This window comes from Lysinibacillus sp. NPDC097195, assembly GCF_044762075.1.
Taxonomy (GTDB): domain Bacteria; phylum Bacillota; class Bacilli; order Bacillales_A; family Planococcaceae; genus Lysinibacillus.
Map to the genome: position 1 here is coordinate 48,774 of NZ_JBIWDP010000004.1, position 15,412 is coordinate 64,185.

Below are 15,412 nucleotides of genomic sequence, written 5' to 3' on the forward strand. Positions count from 1 at the left end.
TTTCCTAGTAGCACACTTATCATAATGTGAATATTTTACTGCTCTTCACTTCATAAAACAAACGAAAAAACCCGTTATTGTAAAGGACGGGCTATTTTCAAAAGTATTAACATGCTCTTTTCTAAATTATAAATCTAAGTACCAGCGGAATAATGATGAAATACCTAAGTCTACTAACACAAAAAATAAAGCCATAATTACTACAGTTGAAATTACAACGACTGTATATTTCGTCAGTTCTTTACTTTTTGGCCAGCTAGTTTTTCGCATTTCCGACATTACGTCGCTGAAAAAACTTTTAATCTTACCCATTCTAGCCTAACCTCCGAATCAATCATATCTGTCTATTTACAAAATATTTTATAGCGTTTGTTTATGCACTGTATGTTCATTGCAATGCGAACAATATTTCTTTAATTCGAGGCGTACAGTAGTATCTCCCTTAGCAGGAACTGTGTAATTTCTCGATCCGCATTTTTCACAATTTAGCACGACTTTCTTTGCCATTATAATCACCTTTTCGGCACTTTGTCTTTTAAAGACTAACACCTAAAATTGTCAATGTCAACAAGGGTAGGTGCCCTCTAGGACATTTCCTCAAGCACTAAATGGCGCTCTAATTTCCGCTTCACTCGTTGCAAAGCATTGTCAATTGATTTCACATGGCGATTTAATTTAGCAGAAATTTCATGATACGATTGGCCATCTAAGTATAAAGCTAATACTTGCAACTCTAGTTCACTTAAAATCTCGCTCATTTTTTCTTCTAAATAGCCAAACTCTTCTCTATGAATCATTAACTCTTCTGGATCATCCATAATAGCGCCTGTTAACACATCCATTAATGTTCGATCCGATTCCTCATCAAAAATAGGTTTATCTAATGAAACATAGGAATTTAGCGGAATATGTTTTTGCCTCGTTGCTGTTTTGATAGCGGTTATGATTTGTCTTGTTATACATAGCTCCGCAAAAGCACGAAAAGAAGCTAGCTTGTCCTCTTTAAAATCACGAACAGCTTTATACAATCCAATCATACCTTCTTGCACAATATCTTCTTTATCAGCACCAATTAAGAAATAAGATCTCGCCTTTGCCCTTACTAACAATCGATATTTTGTAATTAAAAAATCTAACGCATCTGTATTACCTTGATGCACCATTTCAATAAGCTCTTCATCATTGAATCGTTCAAAATCTTGTGTCACTTGTACAATACTATTTTTAAACATGGTATCACCTCAGCTACAACAGATAATTAGGAACAGTATAACGGAATTGGAAAATATGCGTCAATGTATCATTTTAAACCACGGCGCCACTTTTCGAAGGCAAGTGCCACATCCGGCTTTAATTCAATGCGCGAAGGTGGCTTGCTATCTTGCTTGCGTTTTACATCGTGGGAAATTTTATGTTGTATAATGCTCATATCAATTTCAAGCTCTCTTGCCGATTTGCGTAGCGCACCATTACCAAAAATAACACTTTGCTCTGCCATATCGGAAGTCGCCACGTGAATTTGTACATGTCTTGCCTTTAGCTCATGCGTCATCTTCTCGATGCGTTCATCTGCTGTTTCATTTTTCCTTGTATAAATGATTTCTACACCATTTTCTATATAAGATTGCTCCACACCCGGCACAAGATGGGCGTCAAACACTACAATGACGCGCCAACCTATTGCCGCCTTATATTCAGCCATAAGCTCTATTAAACGCTTACGTGCGTCTTCAAAATTTGTGTCACGTAATGGACGTAGCTCTTTCCAAGCTCCAATCATATTATAGCCGTCAACAAGCAAAATGTTTTTCATCGTTACGCATTCGCTTCTTGACGTTTACGATACACTTCATACATTAAAAGCGCGGCAGCTACTGAAGCATTTAATGATGTGACATGCCCTACCATAGGCAGATGATATAAAAAGTCACATTTCTCTTTTAATAAACGCCCCATCCCTTTACCTTCACTGCCAATGATAATGGCAAGTGGTAAGGTTGCATCCATCTTGCGATAATCAGCAGAACCTTTGGCATCTGTACCAGCAATCCATACGCCTCGTTCTTTTAATTCATCGACAGTTTGGGCAAGGTTATTAACACGCACAACAGGTACATGCTCAATCGCTCCTGTCGAAGCCTTCGCCACCACTGCTGTCAAACTTACTGAGCGACGCTTTGGAATAATTATACCATGTACACCAATGGCATCTGCAGTTCGCATAATCGATCCTAAATTATGCGGGTCTTCTAATTCATCTAAAATTAGGAAAAATGGATCCTCTTGTTTGTTTTGCGCCGCAGCAAATAAATCATCTATCTCTGCATAGCTATAAGCTGCAACAGAGGCAACAATTCCTTGATGGTTAGCATCTGATAATTGATCGACCTTTTTCTTCGGTACAAATTGCACAATGATGCCACGTTCACGCGCTAAATCAAGCAGTTCATTGACCCCTGATTTTTTTACACCTTCTGCTATCCATACTTTATTCATATCGCGGCCTGAACGAAGTGCTTCTAACACTGGGTTTTTACCGGCAATAATTTCACCATTTTGTTCTGCCATTATTTTGACACTCCTTTTAATTCCTCGATTATTTGAATGGCGTATGCAATGATGGCATAAACGCGTTCTAATTCACCAAGTAAGTACAAACTTCCAAGCACTGCCTCAAAGCCGGAGCTATTCCGGTATGTTTGGACATCGGTATTTTTCGGAACAGATCCGGACTTAGCATTACGTCCTCGTCGGAACACAGCCAATTCCTGCTCTGTTAAAAAATGTTCATCCATCATGCGATGTACAATTGTAGACTGTGCCTTTGCTGAAACATAACGCGTTGCTTCTCTATGGAGTGTATTCGGTTTTACACGTCCACTACGCAACAAATACTCACGTACTTTTTGTTCTAAAACCGCATCTCCCATATATGCCAGCGCTAATGCATTTAATTGCTTAACATCTTCATTTCGGAGTTTATCCAAGTTTCTTACCCTCGTTTCCATCTTGTCCCTTGGCGTGTATCTTCTAAAATGATACCTTGCGCTTGTAAATGGTCACGAATTTCATCCGAGCGAGCAAAATCACGATTTTTACGTGCTTCCACGCGTTCCTGTAAAAGTGCTTCGACTTCTTCGTCCAGTAGTTCTGCTTCTTTTGCAAATTCAATACCTAAGACGTCACCTAACACCTCAAAAGTTTCAACAAAAGTTAATAATACTTTCTCATCAGTATTCGTTTCATTTAAGTAAATATTAGCAATACGCGCAAGTTCAAATAATACTGATATAGCATTTGCTGTATTGAAATCATCATTCATCGCTTCTTCAAACTGCATTTTTTGTGCAGCAATTTGACGGAGCCATTCCTCTGAGCAATCACCGAGACTTGTAGTAGCAGATAAACGATATTTAACGTTATTGTAAGACGTACGAATACGCTCCAAACCAGTAGCGGCAGCATCCACTAAATCTTTAGCAAAATTAATTGGGTGACGATAATGAACAGATAACATAAAGAAACGTAAAATTTGCGGATCAATCTGTTGACGAATATCGTTGACGAGCACAAAATTACCAAGGGATTTAGACATTTTTTCATTATCTATATTAATATATCCATTATGCATCCAGTAGCGCGCAAACGTTGTATCGTTATGTGCTTCAGATTGCGCAATTTCATTTTCATGGTGCGGGAATGTTAAATCTTGACCACCTGCATGTATATCAATTGTATCACCTAAATGCTCTCGTGCCATGACCGAGCATTCAATATGCCATCCTGGACGACCGTTGCCCCAAGGACTTTCCCAATAGATCTCACCTGGTTTTGCCGCTTTCCATAATGCAAAATCTAATGCATCATCTTTTTTCTCACCCGCTTCAATACGCGCACCAATTTTTAAATCATCCACTGATTGATGCGACAGCTTACCGTAGCCATTAAATTTTCGCGTGCGGTAGTAAACATCACCAGCTGATTCATATGCATAGCCTTTGTCGATTAACACTTTAATAAATTCAATAATGTCATCCATATGATCTGTTACTCGAGGATGAACATCTGCCTTTTTGCATCCTAAGGCTGTTACATCTTCAAAATAAGCGGCGATAAAACGATCTGTCAGTTCATGCACTTCTTCACCAAGCTCGTTGGCTGCTTTAATAATTTTATCGTCTACATCCGTGAAATTTGATACAAATTTCACATCGTAGCCTTGATATTGTAAATAGCGTCGTACGGTATCATAAACAATTACAGGACGTGAATTGCCGATATGAATATAGTTATAAACCGTCGGACCGCAAACATACATTTTAACTTTTCCTTCTTCTAGCGGTACGAATGTTTCCTTTTGTCTTGTTAATGAGTTGAAAATTTGAATACTCATTGTCTTTCTCTCTCCTTTTGTAAGCGTCCGATTTCTTCTTGCAATTTCGCTATTTGCTTTTCGAAACCTTGACAGCGTTCCTCCACAGGGTCAGGAATATTTTGGTGGTCTAGTTTTTTCTCTAAACGAACACCATCTTTCATCACCACTTTACCCGGAATACCTACTACCGTTGCGTTGGGTGGTACTTCTTTTAATACGACTGATCCCGCACCGATTTTACTATTCTCACCAATTGTAATAGAACCTAATACTTTAGCTCCAGTGGCAACTAATACATTATCTTGTAATGTCGGATGGCGCTTGCCTTTTTCTTTCCCTGTGCCCCCAAGTGTCACACCTTGATAAAGTGTCACATTATCACCAATCTCACATGTTTCTCCTATAACAACACCCATACCATGGTCAATGAAGAAGCGGCGACCAATTTTAGCACCAGGGTGTATTTCGATTCCTGTAAAGAAGCGACTCACTTGCGAAATGACGCGTGCGATAAAATAAAAACGTCTTTTAAAAAACCAATGCGCAATACGATGTGCCCATGTAGCATGTAGACCTGAATATGTTAACACAACTTCAAGTACACTGCGTGCTGCTGGGTCATTTTCAAAAATAGTCTCTACATCTTCCTTCATTCTTTTAAACATCAAAACTCCCCCTTTTCGATACATTATGTGTTGGAATAGCCTACAAAAACCTCGCGCAAAAATCACTTTCAAACCTATTGTTACTAGTAATGATTGCCCTCTTACATGTAATACTTGAATAGCTATAAAAAAATAAAAAGCGCCCCTATCACTCCATAAAGGAATGACAGAGACGCTGAAAATTTGCGCGGTTCCACTCTGATTGAAAGCATAAGCCTTCCACTTTGGACGTCCTATAACGGGAACGAACCGATAAAGCCTACTCAATGTTCAGCTCTACGCTCAAAGGTGCATTTCGGTTTTGCCTTGGCTCAGACCACTTACAGCCGGTGATGGTCCTCTCTTTAGAGCATGCGCCACGTACTTCTCCTTATCAACGCTTTCTCAATGTACATTCATTTTACATCGATGAAACTGTTTGTCAATGAATTTCTATTATTTCGCGAATTTTTCTACACGGTCAATTGTTTTCTCTTTACCAATTAAACAAATAGCATTCGGTAACTCTGGACCGTGCGTTTCACCAGTCGTAACAACACGGATTGGCATAAATAAATTTTTACCTTTATGTCCTGTTTCCTTTTGCACAGCTTTAATAGCAGCTTTCACCGTTTCAGGTGTAAATTCTTCTAACTTTTCAAGTTGTGCTTTAAATGCAGCCATTACCTCTGGTACTTGCTCACCAGCTAAAACCGCTTTTGCTTCTTCATCATATTCAAGATGATCGTTAAAGAATAGGCGAGATAGTTCCACGATTTCAGCACCAAAGCTCATTTGTTCATGATATAGTGCGATTAAATCCGTAGCCCAAGCACGTTCTTCTGCCGTTAGCTCTTCTGGTAATAAGCCAGCTTTTTGTAAGTGTGGTAAAGATAATGCCACAACTTCTTCTAAAGATAATTTTTTAATATATTGATTGTTCATCCATGTAAGCTTTTGCTTATCAAACATAGATGGTGATTTCGATAAACGTTTCTCATCGAAGATTTTAATAAATTCTTCTTTCGAGAAAATCTCTTCTTCGCCTTCAGGAGACCAACCTAGTAAAGCGAAGAAATTAAACATAGCTTCCGGTAGGTAACCAAGGTCTTTATATTGCGTTACGAATTGAATAATGGATTCATCACGTTTTGATAGTTTTTTACGGTTTTCATTAATGATTAATGTCATATGTCCAAAGCGTGGATATTCCCAACCAAAAGCATCAAAAATCATCATTTGTTTTGGTGTATTTGATAAATGCTCTTCACCACGGAAAACGTGAGAGATTTCCATAAAGTGATCGTCTAAAACGACCGCATAATTATATGTTGGAATACCATTTGCCTTTACAAGTACCCAGTCGCCTACATCTTTTGATTCGAACGATACTTGTCCACGCACTAAATCTTCAAACTCATATGTTACGTTTTCAGGCACACGCATACGAATTGTATACTGTTCGCCAGCCGCTTCTTTAGCCGCAACTTCTTCTGCTGATAAATGACGGCAAGTTCCATCATAAGTTGGTGCTGCAACGCCGCGAGCTTTTTGTTCTTCGCGTGATGCCTCTAACTTTTCTGAAGAACAGAAACATTTATAGGCAGTACCTTGTTGTAATAATTTTTCAGCATGCTCTTTATAAATATCAAGGCGCTCCATTTGACGATAAGGCGCATACGGACCACCAATATCAATCGATTCGTCATAGTCGATACCTAACCATTTTAAGTTATCTAGCTGAGACGCTTCTCCACCTTCTACATTACGCTCAATATCCGTATCTTCAATACGCACGATAAATTTACCGTTATGATGTTTTGCATATAAATAGTTGAATAACGCTGTACGTGCACCGCCAATATGTAAGAATCCAGTTGGTGATGGCGCGTAACGAACGCGAACTTCTTTCGTCATAATTAAATGCCTCCTAAAATGTTCGTCTGAATATAATTCCGACCTTTTTAATTGTTCATTTTACCACTGTAGTATAGGAAATAAAAGTAGCGCGTGCTTAGGAATTGGACACGCGCCATTTTTTATTTCTTTATCAATAAAATCGTCGCCATCGATGCAATGCCTTCTTCACGGCCAGTAAAGCCCAGTCTTTCAGTAGTTGTCGCTTTGACATTTACTTGTGAAGGATCTGCATGCAGTAACCCTGCAATACGATTTCTCATTTGCTCAATATAAGGCGCCATTTTAGGACGTTGCGCCATAATGGTACAGTCCACATTACCTAGCACATAACCTTTGTCCTCAACAATTTTCCAAATATACTCTAGTAACTTTGCTGAATCGGCATCTTTCCATTCAGGATCTGTGTCTGGAAAATGGCGGCCAATATCACCTTCACCAATTGCGCCAAGCGCCGCATCAGTTACAGTGTGTAACAATACATCGGCATCCGAATGCCCCACTAAGCCCTTTTCATGTGGAATGGTAATACCACCTATAATAAGTGGACGCCCTTCCTCAAATGCATGTACGTCAAAACCTTGTCCTACTCGAAACATACAATACTGCCGTTACAACAGAAAATGATTGTAACAGCATTCACCTGCCTTTATGATTTTCTATTTATAGACAGTTTAACATATTTCCTAGGAAATTGAGCTGTCCGTATCATCTGTGGTGGACATAGCTTTCAGCTTAAAGCATTAATAGTTTGTTCAATTTCGATAAAAAAATCCCATCAGCTACTAGTAACTGACGGGATTTCAAAGTTATTGTTAAAAAGTTTCTGTTAGTCGGCGACGTAAAATGGCCTCGCCAAAAAGTAAATCTTCCTTCGTGGTCATTTTAACATTTTCATAGGTGCTTTCTACAATATGCACTGCATGGCCAAGACGCTCCACCAGCATCGCCTCATCGGTACCAAGGAAGCCTACTTTCTCAGCAACATCTTCCGCTTCTACAATTAAATCAAAGCGAAAAGCTTGCGGCGTTTGAATCATCCATAGGCTTTCACGATCGACCGTTTCTTCGATAATACCATCCCGTACTTTTTTCATCGTATCTTTTGCTCGAACCCCTGCGATTGCAGCGCCGAAATTATGCGCACTTTGCACAAGGTTGGCAATAATATCATGCGTGATAAACGGACGCGCGGCATCATGCACTAAAACGATATCAACTTGCTCCATTTCCTTCATGCAAGAGTGAACCGAATGTTGTCGCTCTGCTCCGCCATCAGGCAACCCTTTGACCTTCGAAATACCATAGTGTACAAGCATTTCTTGGATAAGCGTACGCTCCTCTGGCTTTACCGCCAGCCAAATACCTGTGCAGTTTTGATCTTGCTCAAACACTTCCAATGTGTGTATTAAAATCGGTTTCCCTAAAAGCTCTAAAAATAATTTATTTTGTCCTGCTCCCATTCGCTTCCCGCTACCTGCTGCCGGAAGCACTACTTCATACTGCACATTTCCCACTTCCTAATCATCCTTTGGCTTAGCAAAAATCATACGCCCTGCTGATGTTTGGAGAACGCTCGTTACGGTTACTGTAATGGCCTGTCCTATATAACTACGGCCGCCTTCTACAACAATCATCGTGCCATCATCTAAATAAGCAACACCTTGGTTATGCTCTTTACCATCTTTAATGACGACAACCTGCATATCTTCACCTGGAATCACAACCGGCTTCACCGCATTTGCCAAATCATTGATATTTAGCACTTGCACCTGATGTAGCTCACAAACTTTGTTTAAGTTGAAGTCATTCGTTACTATCTGTGTATGGTTGCCCATTTTCTTAGCAAGTCGCACAAGTTTTAAATCGACTTCTTGCACATCTTCAAAATCTTCATCGGTAATCTCTACTTTAGTCATACGTTCATCTTGTAGTTTTTTCAAAATATCCAAACCACGACGACCTCTAGTACGTTTTAATGTATCTGAGGAATCTGCAATATGTTGTAGCTCCGTTAGTACAAATTGCGGCACGACCAAGACACCTTCGATAAAGCCTGTTTCCGAAATATCCGCAATACGTCCATCAATAATAACACTCGTATCTAGCAATTTATAACTGCCGCGAATTTCAGGAGCATCGATACCTTCAGCCGCTTTTTTCTTCGCATTATGGCCGCGCAATGTAAATAACTGTAGTAACTCATCACGCTTTTTAAAGCCGACACGGAATCCCAAATAGCCAAATACAAATGACAGGATAATTGGAATCACTTCTGTAATACCGCGAATTTGAACGCTATCAATCGCAAAGCCTAGGAAGTAGGCTACGATAAGTCCTACAATTAGCCCAAGCGTACCAAATAATAAATCTCCAACAGGTACTTTAAATAACATCTCTTCCATCCAGCTAATAAGCCGAACGAAATAGTCGGAAAATGCAAATGATAATGTAAATAGTAAAAGCGCCCCTAAAGCAACTGATACATAAGGATTATCAAGCCAAGGATTAGATGATAAATGAAGCAATTCGTATAATGGCGGTAAGAAAACCAGGCCTAAAGCTCCCCCAATCAGTAAAAAAGCAATTTGAATAAATTTTTTCATACTGTCACCTCCAATTCTTATTTTCGATTATACATATTTTACGGTAGAAAATCTTTTTTCAGCCCATCAAAACATTATTATTTTAATTGCAGTTTATTGGACGTTATAGAAGCCTTAAGAGATGCATAATTCCCGTAAAAAATGTTATCCAATTTCAAGCAATTTTCATGGATACCACCATGAGTAAAAATGCATGCTAGGATATTACCTAACATGCACTTACCTCTAGAATCCATTTCAGAAAGCACTAAGCTAGAGCTAATGTTTTCTTTAAATTAAGCAACGAGCGTTCCACGCTATAGCCTTCATTATAACTCTCTGAAACAGCCATTCAATGCATCCTTAATTGTTTCTACACCAACAATTTCAATCCCTTGTGGGAAATCCCAGCCGCCAATATTAGAGGCAGGGATAAACGCTCGCTTAAACCCTAGCTTTGCCGCCTCAATAACACGTTGTTCAATGCGTGTTACACGACGGACCTCACCCGTTAAACCTACTTCACCAATAAAGCAGTCTGTGGCACGCACTGCCTGATCTTTAAAGCTAGAAACGATACTTGTCAACACCGCTAGGTCAATTGCAGGCTCATCAAGCTTTACACCACCAGCAACTTTAATATATGCATCTTGTGCTTGTAGCATGAGACCCATTCGCTTTTCCAGCACTGCCATTAGCAATTGCACACGATTTTGGTCTACGCCGGTTGCCATACGTTTTGGATAATTAAAGCTTGTTGGCGTTACGAGCGATTGAATTTCTACTAAGATTGGTCTCGTCCCCTCCATCGATGCTACAATGGTCGAACCGGCAGCACCTTGTGAACGTTCCTGTAAAAACAACTCTGACGGATTTAATACTTCCTTTAAGCCTCCCTGAAGCATTTCAAAGATTGCAATTTCATTTGTAGAACCAAAACGGTTTTTCTGACTCCGTAAAATACGGTGATTATGATGACGTTCTCCTTCGAAATACAGCACTGTATCCACCATATGCTCTAAAATACGTGGCCCTGCAATTTGCCCTTCCTTCGTTACATGTCCAACTAAGAAAATGGCAATGCCTTTCGTTTTAGCAATTCGCATAAGCTCCGCTGTACATTCACGTACTTGCGACACACTACCAGGTGCACTCGTCACCTCTGGATGGAACACCGTTTGGATAGAATCGACGATAACAAATTTCGGCTGTACATCTTCAATCGTTTGGTTTAATAATTCTAAATTGGTTTCCGAATAAATATAAAGCTCTTGTGAGATTACACCTAAACGTTCAGCACGTAGCTTCGTTTGTCGAATAGATTCCTCTCCTGAAATATAGAGCACACGATGTCCTTTATTCGAAAGTAACGCAGATACTTGTAATAATAACGTAGATTTCCCGATCCCCGGGTCTCCCCCAATTAAGACAAGCGAGCCAGGGACAATTCCGCCACCTAATACACGATTGAGCTCACCCATTTCGGTAGCTACACGAGACTCCTCAGCGGCTTCTACTTGGATAATAGGTATTGCCTTTTGCGTGACTGTGGCAGAGTGTTGGAATGCTCCTCGCGGTCCTTTCGCTACGACCTCGACTTCTTCCACCATCTTATTCCACTCACCACATCCTGGACAGCGCCCCATCCACTTTGCAGATTCATAGCCACACACTGTACAGACAAATTTAGTTTTTTTCTTCGCCATCGTATCACCTCGAATATTTGTTCTTATATTTATTTTACATAAAAAAAGACAGCTTGGCACTATAAGCCTCACTGTCTTCTCTAATCAACATGTTAACTGCTTACTTAGAAATCGAAACGCCTTCTTTTTTCTTCACGACAAAGTCTTCATTGACATAATCGATGACAACTTGGTTTCCTTTTTCCACATTGCCTTTAAGTAGTTCTTCCGATAAACGGTCTTCCACTTGTTTTTGCAATGCACGACGTAGTGGACGCGCACCATATTGAGGATCATAGCCTTCCTCTGCAATTTTATTAAGCGCCGCATCTGTTAACTCTAACGTAATATCTTGTTCTTGTAGACGTTTTGTTAACGTATTTGCCATCATCGAAATGATTTCTTTTAAGTGTTCTTTTTCTAACGAATGGAACACAATCATTTCGTCGATACGGTTAAGGAATTCAGGACGGAATGCTTTTTTCAGTTCTTCTAGCATTGTACCCTTCATATCTTTGTGCTTCGACTCTGAGCTTCCTAAGCTGAAGCCAAGATTTTTTTGATATTTTAGTGCATCCGCACCAACGTTCGAAGTCATAATGACAACCGTATTACGGAAATCTACGACACGACCTTTAGAATCAGTTAAACGACCATCTTCAAGCACTTGCAGTAAAATATTGAAAACATCTGGATGTGCTTTTTCAATTTCATCAAGTAACACTACAGAGTATGGTTTACGTCGTACTTTTTCTGTTAGCTGACCACCATCATCAAAGCCTACATAGCCAGGAGGTGAACCAACTAAACGTGAAGTTGAGTGTTTCTCCATATATTCCGACATGTCTACGCGAATCATTGCATCCTCATCACCGAACATTACTTCTGCTAGCGCTCTTGCAAGTTCTGTTTTACCGACCCCTGTAGGACCTAGGAAAATAAATGAACCGATTGGTCGTTTAGGATCTTTTAAGCCTGCTCTTGCGCGTCGAATCGCACGAGAAATCGCTTCGACCGCTTCCCCTTGCCCAACAACTCGCTTGTGTAATTCTTCTTCAAGATGTAATAGTTTCGCGGATTCTTCATGAGCAATTTTTGCTACTGGAATTCCCGTCCACATGGAAACAACTGCTGCCACATCATCTACTGTAACTTTTGATTCAGCTTTGCCTTGTTCTTCTTTCCATGTTTTACGTGTTGTTTCAATTTCATCTTTCAGCTTTTGCTCTGTGTCTCTTAACGATGCCGCTTTTTCAAATTCCTGACCAGACACCGCTGCATTTTTTTCAGAGCGCACATTTTCAAGTTTATCTTCTAGTGCCTTTAAGTTTGGTGGCACAGCAAATGAACGTAAGCGTACTTTTGAACCCGCCTCATCGATTAAGTCGATGGCTTTATCCGGTAAGAAGCGATCTGAAATATAACGATCACCCATTTTTGCAGCTGCCTCAATGGCTTCATCTGTAATTTTCACTCGGTGATGTGCCTCATAGCGATCACGTAAGCCATGAATAATTTGAATCGCTTCTTCAACAGTTGGCTCATCCACTTGGATTGGTTGGAAGCGGCGCTCTAACGCGGCATCTTTTTCAATGTATTTACGGTATTCATCTAACGTTGTCGCACCAATACATTGCAATTCACCACGTGCTAAAGAAGGTTTTAAAATATTTGAAGCGTCAATGGCACCTTCTGCTCCACCTGCACCGATTAATGTATGCAATTCATCAATGAATAAAATAACATTGCCTGCCTGACGAATTTCATCCATTACTTTTTTCAAACGGTCCTCAAATTCACCACGGTATTTTGTACCGGCTACTACTGTTCCCATATCAAGCGTCATTACACGTTTGTCGCGTAAAATTTCTGGCACTTCATTATTAATAATTTGTTGTGCTAAACCTTCAGCAATAGCTGTCTTACCTACACCAGGTTCACCAATAAGCACAGGGTTATTTTTTGTACGACGTGATAGAACTTCAATAACACGTGTAATTTCTTTACTACGACCAATAACAGGGTCTAATGAACCTTCACGGGCAATTTGTGTTAAATCGCGCGCTAAGCTATCTAAAGTTGGGGTATTGGCAGCCTGTGTCGCCTGTTGTCCAGATTGTGCATTGTCATTGTTACCTAACAACAGTAAAACTTGCTGACGGGCTTTATTTAAACCTACACCTGCATTATTTAATACGCGAGCTGCTACTCCTTCACCTTCACGAATAAGTGCTAATAGTAAATGTTCCGTCCCAATATAAGAATGGCCTAATTTACGTGACTCATCGACTGATAGTTCAATTACTTTTTTGGCGCGAGGCGTGTAGTGAACGATTGGACCTACATCCTCCGTGCCTTTTCCTACTAACTCTTCAATACCTGCTTCAATCATTTGAGGGCTAATATCGATGGCTTCTAATGCTTTCGCAGCAATACCACCGCCTTCACGAATAAGCCCTAAAAGAATGTGCTCTGTCCCTATTGATTCGTGCTTCCAACGAATTGCCTCTTCCTGTGCAAGCTGTAATACTTTTTGTGCGCGTTGTGTAAAACGATTAAACATCATATGAATCCTCTCCTTTTCCCCCTATAATAGGCTTACTCATCGTTTCTAAAAATAATGCCTCACGCAGCATTTTTGCTCGAACTCTGTCTCGCTCAGCAGGCGGTAAAACCTCTCCTGCATAGTGTTGTAAAAATCCTGGTTGCATGCTGACAACACACTCATTTAAAGTGGTTGCTTTAATATTATGAATCAACTGTAAATCTACCCCTAAACGGACATTCGATAGGCAGGTAGCAGCTTCATCACTTGTTAAAATGCGAGCGTGTGTTAATGTGCCTAACGCTCTGTACACACGATCTTCTAAGGCAAGTTGTGCTTTTTCCATGAGTTTGCTTCTTGCCTGGCGTTCTTTTTGAATAATTTTTTCTGCCACACTTTGAATATCAGCTAAAATATCTTCTTCCGTTTTTCCTAGCGTAATCTGATTGGATACTTGATAAATATTTCCTAAGTTTTCACTACCTTCACCATATATACCCCTGACGGTCATGCCCAAACGTGTCATAGCATTAATGATTTGGTTCATCTGACCTGTCAGCGTTAGTGCTGGGAGATGCATCATAACAGAGGCACGCAATCCCGTCCCAATATTGGTTGGGCAACTTGTTAAATAACCAAAGTTATCACGAAATGCGTAAGGCAAAGCACCTTCTAAGGCACGATCGATATGATTTGCCTGCTCATAAGCCTTTTGAAGTTGAAAGCTCGCCGTCATACATTGAATGCGTAAATGGTCTTCTTCGTTCACCATAATGCAAATTGATTCATCTTCCGATAGCAGCATGGAACCGACTTGCTCCTTTTTTGCCAGCTGCGGACTAATCAAATGTTTCTCTACTAATATTTGGCGCTGTAACGGCGTTAAATCTTTTATAGAGAAATATGAATATTTTTCTTGAAGCTTTTGGCTATCCTGGATGGCATGGGTGACAGCTTGCTCTACTTGCAATGCCTCGTTTTCCGAAAACACTAAAGGGAAACGGTAGCCATCTAAGTTTCGCGCAAGGCGAATACGTGTACTAATGACAATGTCTGAATAATCATCCTCCATATCCATCCATCTAGGTGTAGCACGCGCTATAAACGACTCAATCATCATGACACATCACCACCTTCGAATTGTAGCTGTTGTTCAAGATCTTTTGCCTCATCCCGAAGTTTTGCTGCTTCCTCAAATTGCTCATCGTCTACTGCGGCTTTCATACGCTTCCGAATATCTTCAATTTGTTTTTTTATAACAAAAACATTGTTGCGTGCACCAGGCATTTTGCCTATATGTTGTGGTCCCGCTTGGATTCGGTTAAACAGCTTTGGCAGATGTTCGCTAAACGTGTCATAACAACTAGGGCAACCAAATTTACCCTCTTTCAAAAAACGCTTATACGTAAATCCACACTGTGGACATGTTTGTTGCTGAGGTGGCGCTTGCTGTTTTTCACCAACTTTTTGCCATGTTGGTGAGCCAAACCAATTGGATAATAATTGTTGAATCGATACAGGCTCTTGTTTAAACTCTGCATGGAACGGATGGAACTGTGAGGCACAGACATCGCAATAATGGTGCTCCACCTTTTGCCCATTTTGAACTTGTGTCACAGTTACTGTCGCATTGCGCTGTTTGCAATGTTCGCAAATCATTT

Annotated in this window: 16 protein-coding genes and 1 other annotated feature; all 16 genes read right to left on the bottom strand. The window is 40.1% G+C overall.

Features of this window, described 5'->3' with window-relative positions; translation table 11 throughout:
- Nucleotides 1-126: 126 nt before the first annotated feature.
- The 16 genes from secE to ACIQXI_RS17410 all read right to left on the bottom strand — a co-directional run bounded on the left by secE (nucleotide 127) and on the right by ACIQXI_RS17410 (nucleotide 15,410).
- Nucleotides 127-312 (bottom strand): preprotein translocase subunit SecE, encoded by a 186-nt coding sequence (gene secE / locus ACIQXI_RS17335; RefSeq protein WP_004233589.1) that lies wholly within the window; start codon nucleotides 310-312, stop codon nucleotides 127-129.
- 48 nt (nucleotides 313-360) lie between these two features.
- Nucleotides 361-507 carry a 50S ribosomal protein L33 gene (gene rpmG, locus ACIQXI_RS17340; RefSeq protein ID WP_402927318.1) on the bottom strand — a complete coding sequence of 49 codons (147 nt, stop codon included), beginning with the start codon at nucleotides 505-507 and terminating at the stop codon, nucleotides 361-363.
- 77 nt (nucleotides 508-584) lie between these two features.
- On the bottom strand, nucleotides 585-1,232 hold the full coding sequence (gene sigH, locus ACIQXI_RS17345; protein ID WP_402927319.1) for an RNA polymerase sporulation sigma factor SigH: 648 nt from the start codon (nucleotides 1,230-1,232) through the stop codon (nucleotides 585-587).
- 68 nt (nucleotides 1,233-1,300) lie between these two features.
- A complete protein-coding gene (locus ACIQXI_RS17350; protein WP_139859441.1) occupies nucleotides 1,301-1,813 on the bottom strand; it encodes an NYN domain-containing protein in 513 nt (170 codons plus the stop codon).
- A 2-nt stretch (nucleotides 1,814-1,815) separates the two neighbouring features.
- On the bottom strand, nucleotides 1,816-2,568 hold the full coding sequence (gene rlmB / locus ACIQXI_RS17355) for a 23S rRNA (guanosine(2251)-2'-O)-methyltransferase RlmB (RefSeq protein WP_402927320.1): 753 nt from the start codon (nucleotides 2,566-2,568) through the stop codon (nucleotides 1,816-1,818).
- A complete protein-coding gene (locus tag ACIQXI_RS17360; RefSeq protein WP_483869718.1) occupies nucleotides 2,568-2,987 on the bottom strand; it encodes a Mini-ribonuclease 3 in 420 nt (139 codons plus the stop codon). Before ACIQXI_RS17360 ends, rlmB begins: the two co-directional genes overlap by 1 nt.
- A 5-nt stretch (nucleotides 2,988-2,992) precedes the next feature.
- Nucleotides 2,993-4,393 (bottom strand): cysteine--tRNA ligase, encoded by a 1,401-nt coding sequence (gene cysS / locus ACIQXI_RS17365; protein ID WP_402927322.1) that lies wholly within the window; start codon nucleotides 4,391-4,393, stop codon nucleotides 2,993-2,995.
- On the bottom strand, nucleotides 4,390-5,040 hold the full coding sequence (cysE, locus tag ACIQXI_RS17370; RefSeq protein ID WP_402927324.1) for a serine O-acetyltransferase: 651 nt from the start codon (nucleotides 5,038-5,040) through the stop codon (nucleotides 4,390-4,392). The genes cysS and cysE overlap by 4 nt, the downstream gene beginning before the upstream one ends.
- A 165-nt stretch (nucleotides 5,041-5,205) precedes the next feature.
- Nucleotides 5,206-5,426, bottom strand: a binding site (T-box leader).
- 49 nt (nucleotides 5,427-5,475) lie between these two features.
- Entirely contained in the window at nucleotides 5,476-6,936 is a 1,461-nt protein-coding gene (gene gltX / locus ACIQXI_RS17375; protein WP_402927326.1) for a glutamate--tRNA ligase, read from the bottom strand.
- 122 nt (nucleotides 6,937-7,058) lie between these two features.
- The gene (gene ispF / locus ACIQXI_RS17380; RefSeq protein WP_402927328.1) at nucleotides 7,059-7,535 is read right to left on the bottom strand and encodes a 2-C-methyl-D-erythritol 2,4-cyclodiphosphate synthase; all 477 of its coding nucleotides are present in this window, start codon (nucleotides 7,533-7,535) and stop codon (nucleotides 7,059-7,061) included.
- Between the two features lie 216 nt (nucleotides 7,536-7,751).
- Nucleotides 7,752-8,444, bottom strand: coding sequence for a 2-C-methyl-D-erythritol 4-phosphate cytidylyltransferase (gene ispD / locus ACIQXI_RS17385; protein WP_402927329.1), 693 nt, complete (start codon nucleotides 8,442-8,444; stop codon nucleotides 7,752-7,754).
- Nucleotides 8,445-8,456: 12 nt separating this feature from the next.
- Nucleotides 8,457-9,542, bottom strand: a complete 1,086-nt coding sequence (locus ACIQXI_RS17390) for a PIN/TRAM domain-containing protein (protein ID WP_402927331.1) — start codon at nucleotides 9,540-9,542, stop codon at nucleotides 8,457-8,459.
- 308 nt (nucleotides 9,543-9,850) lie between these two features.
- Nucleotides 9,851-11,227 (bottom strand): DNA repair protein RadA, encoded by a 1,377-nt coding sequence (gene radA / locus ACIQXI_RS17395; RefSeq protein ID WP_402927333.1) that lies wholly within the window; start codon nucleotides 11,225-11,227, stop codon nucleotides 9,851-9,853.
- 100 nt (nucleotides 11,228-11,327) lie between these two features.
- Complete coding sequence (locus ACIQXI_RS17400; protein WP_402927334.1) at nucleotides 11,328-13,772, bottom strand: ATP-dependent Clp protease ATP-binding subunit; 2,445 nt, start codon at nucleotides 13,770-13,772, stop codon at nucleotides 11,328-11,330.
- Nucleotides 13,762-14,871 (bottom strand): protein-arginine kinase McsB, encoded by a 1,110-nt coding sequence (gene mcsB / locus ACIQXI_RS17405; RefSeq protein WP_402927336.1) that lies wholly within the window; start codon nucleotides 14,869-14,871, stop codon nucleotides 13,762-13,764. Before mcsB ends, ACIQXI_RS17400 begins: the two co-directional genes overlap by 11 nt.
- Nucleotides 14,868-15,410, bottom strand: a complete 543-nt coding sequence (locus ACIQXI_RS17410; protein WP_402927337.1) for a UvrB/UvrC motif-containing protein — start codon at nucleotides 15,408-15,410, stop codon at nucleotides 14,868-14,870. Before ACIQXI_RS17410 ends, mcsB begins: the two co-directional genes overlap by 4 nt.
- Nucleotides 15,411-15,412: the final 2 nt, after the last annotated feature.

Excerpts from the sequence above, each read along its gene's own strand:
- ispF (WP_402927328.1), bottom strand. The coding sequence starts at position 7,535 with ATGTTTCGAGTAGGACAAGGTTTTGACGTACATGCATTTGAGGAAGGG.
- radA (WP_402927333.1), bottom strand. The coding sequence starts at position 11,227 with ATGGCGAAGAAAAAAACTAAATTTGTCTGTACAGTGTGTGGCTATGAA.
- gltX (WP_402927326.1), bottom strand. The coding sequence starts at position 6,936 with ATGACGAAAGAAGTTCGCGTTCGTTACGCGCCATCACCAACTGGATTC.
- ACIQXI_RS17390 (WP_402927331.1), bottom strand. The coding sequence starts at position 9,542 with ATGAAAAAATTTATTCAAATTGCTTTTTTACTGATTGGGGGAGCTTTA.
- ACIQXI_RS17410 (WP_402927337.1), bottom strand. The coding sequence starts at position 15,410 with ATGATTTGCGAACATTGCAAACAGCGCAATGCGACAGTAACTGTGACA.
- rpmG (WP_402927318.1), bottom strand. The coding sequence starts at position 507 with ATGGCAAAGAAAGTCGTGCTAAATTGTGAAAAATGCGGATCGAGAAAT.
- mcsB (WP_402927336.1), bottom strand. The coding sequence starts at position 14,871 with ATGATGATTGAGTCGTTTATAGCGCGTGCTACACCTAGATGGATGGAT.
- cysE (WP_402927324.1), bottom strand. The coding sequence starts at position 5,040 with ATGTTTAAAAGAATGAAGGAAGATGTAGAGACTATTTTTGAAAATGAC.
- sigH (WP_402927319.1), bottom strand. The coding sequence starts at position 1,232 with ATGTTTAAAAATAGTATTGTACAAGTGACACAAGATTTTGAACGATTC.
- ACIQXI_RS17350 (WP_139859441.1), bottom strand. The coding sequence starts at position 1,813 with ATGAAAAACATTTTGCTTGTTGACGGCTATAATATGATTGGAGCTTGG.
- cysS (WP_402927322.1), bottom strand. The coding sequence starts at position 4,393 with ATGAGTATTCAAATTTTCAACTCATTAACAAGACAAAAGGAAACATTC.
- ACIQXI_RS17400 (WP_402927334.1), bottom strand. The coding sequence starts at position 13,772 with ATGATGTTTAATCGTTTTACACAACGCGCACAAAAAGTATTACAGCTT.
- rlmB (WP_402927320.1), bottom strand. The coding sequence starts at position 2,568 with ATGGCAGAACAAAATGGTGAAATTATTGCCGGTAAAAACCCAGTGTTA.
- secE (WP_004233589.1), bottom strand. The coding sequence starts at position 312 with ATGGGTAAGATTAAAAGTTTTTTCAGCGACGTAATGTCGGAAATGCGA.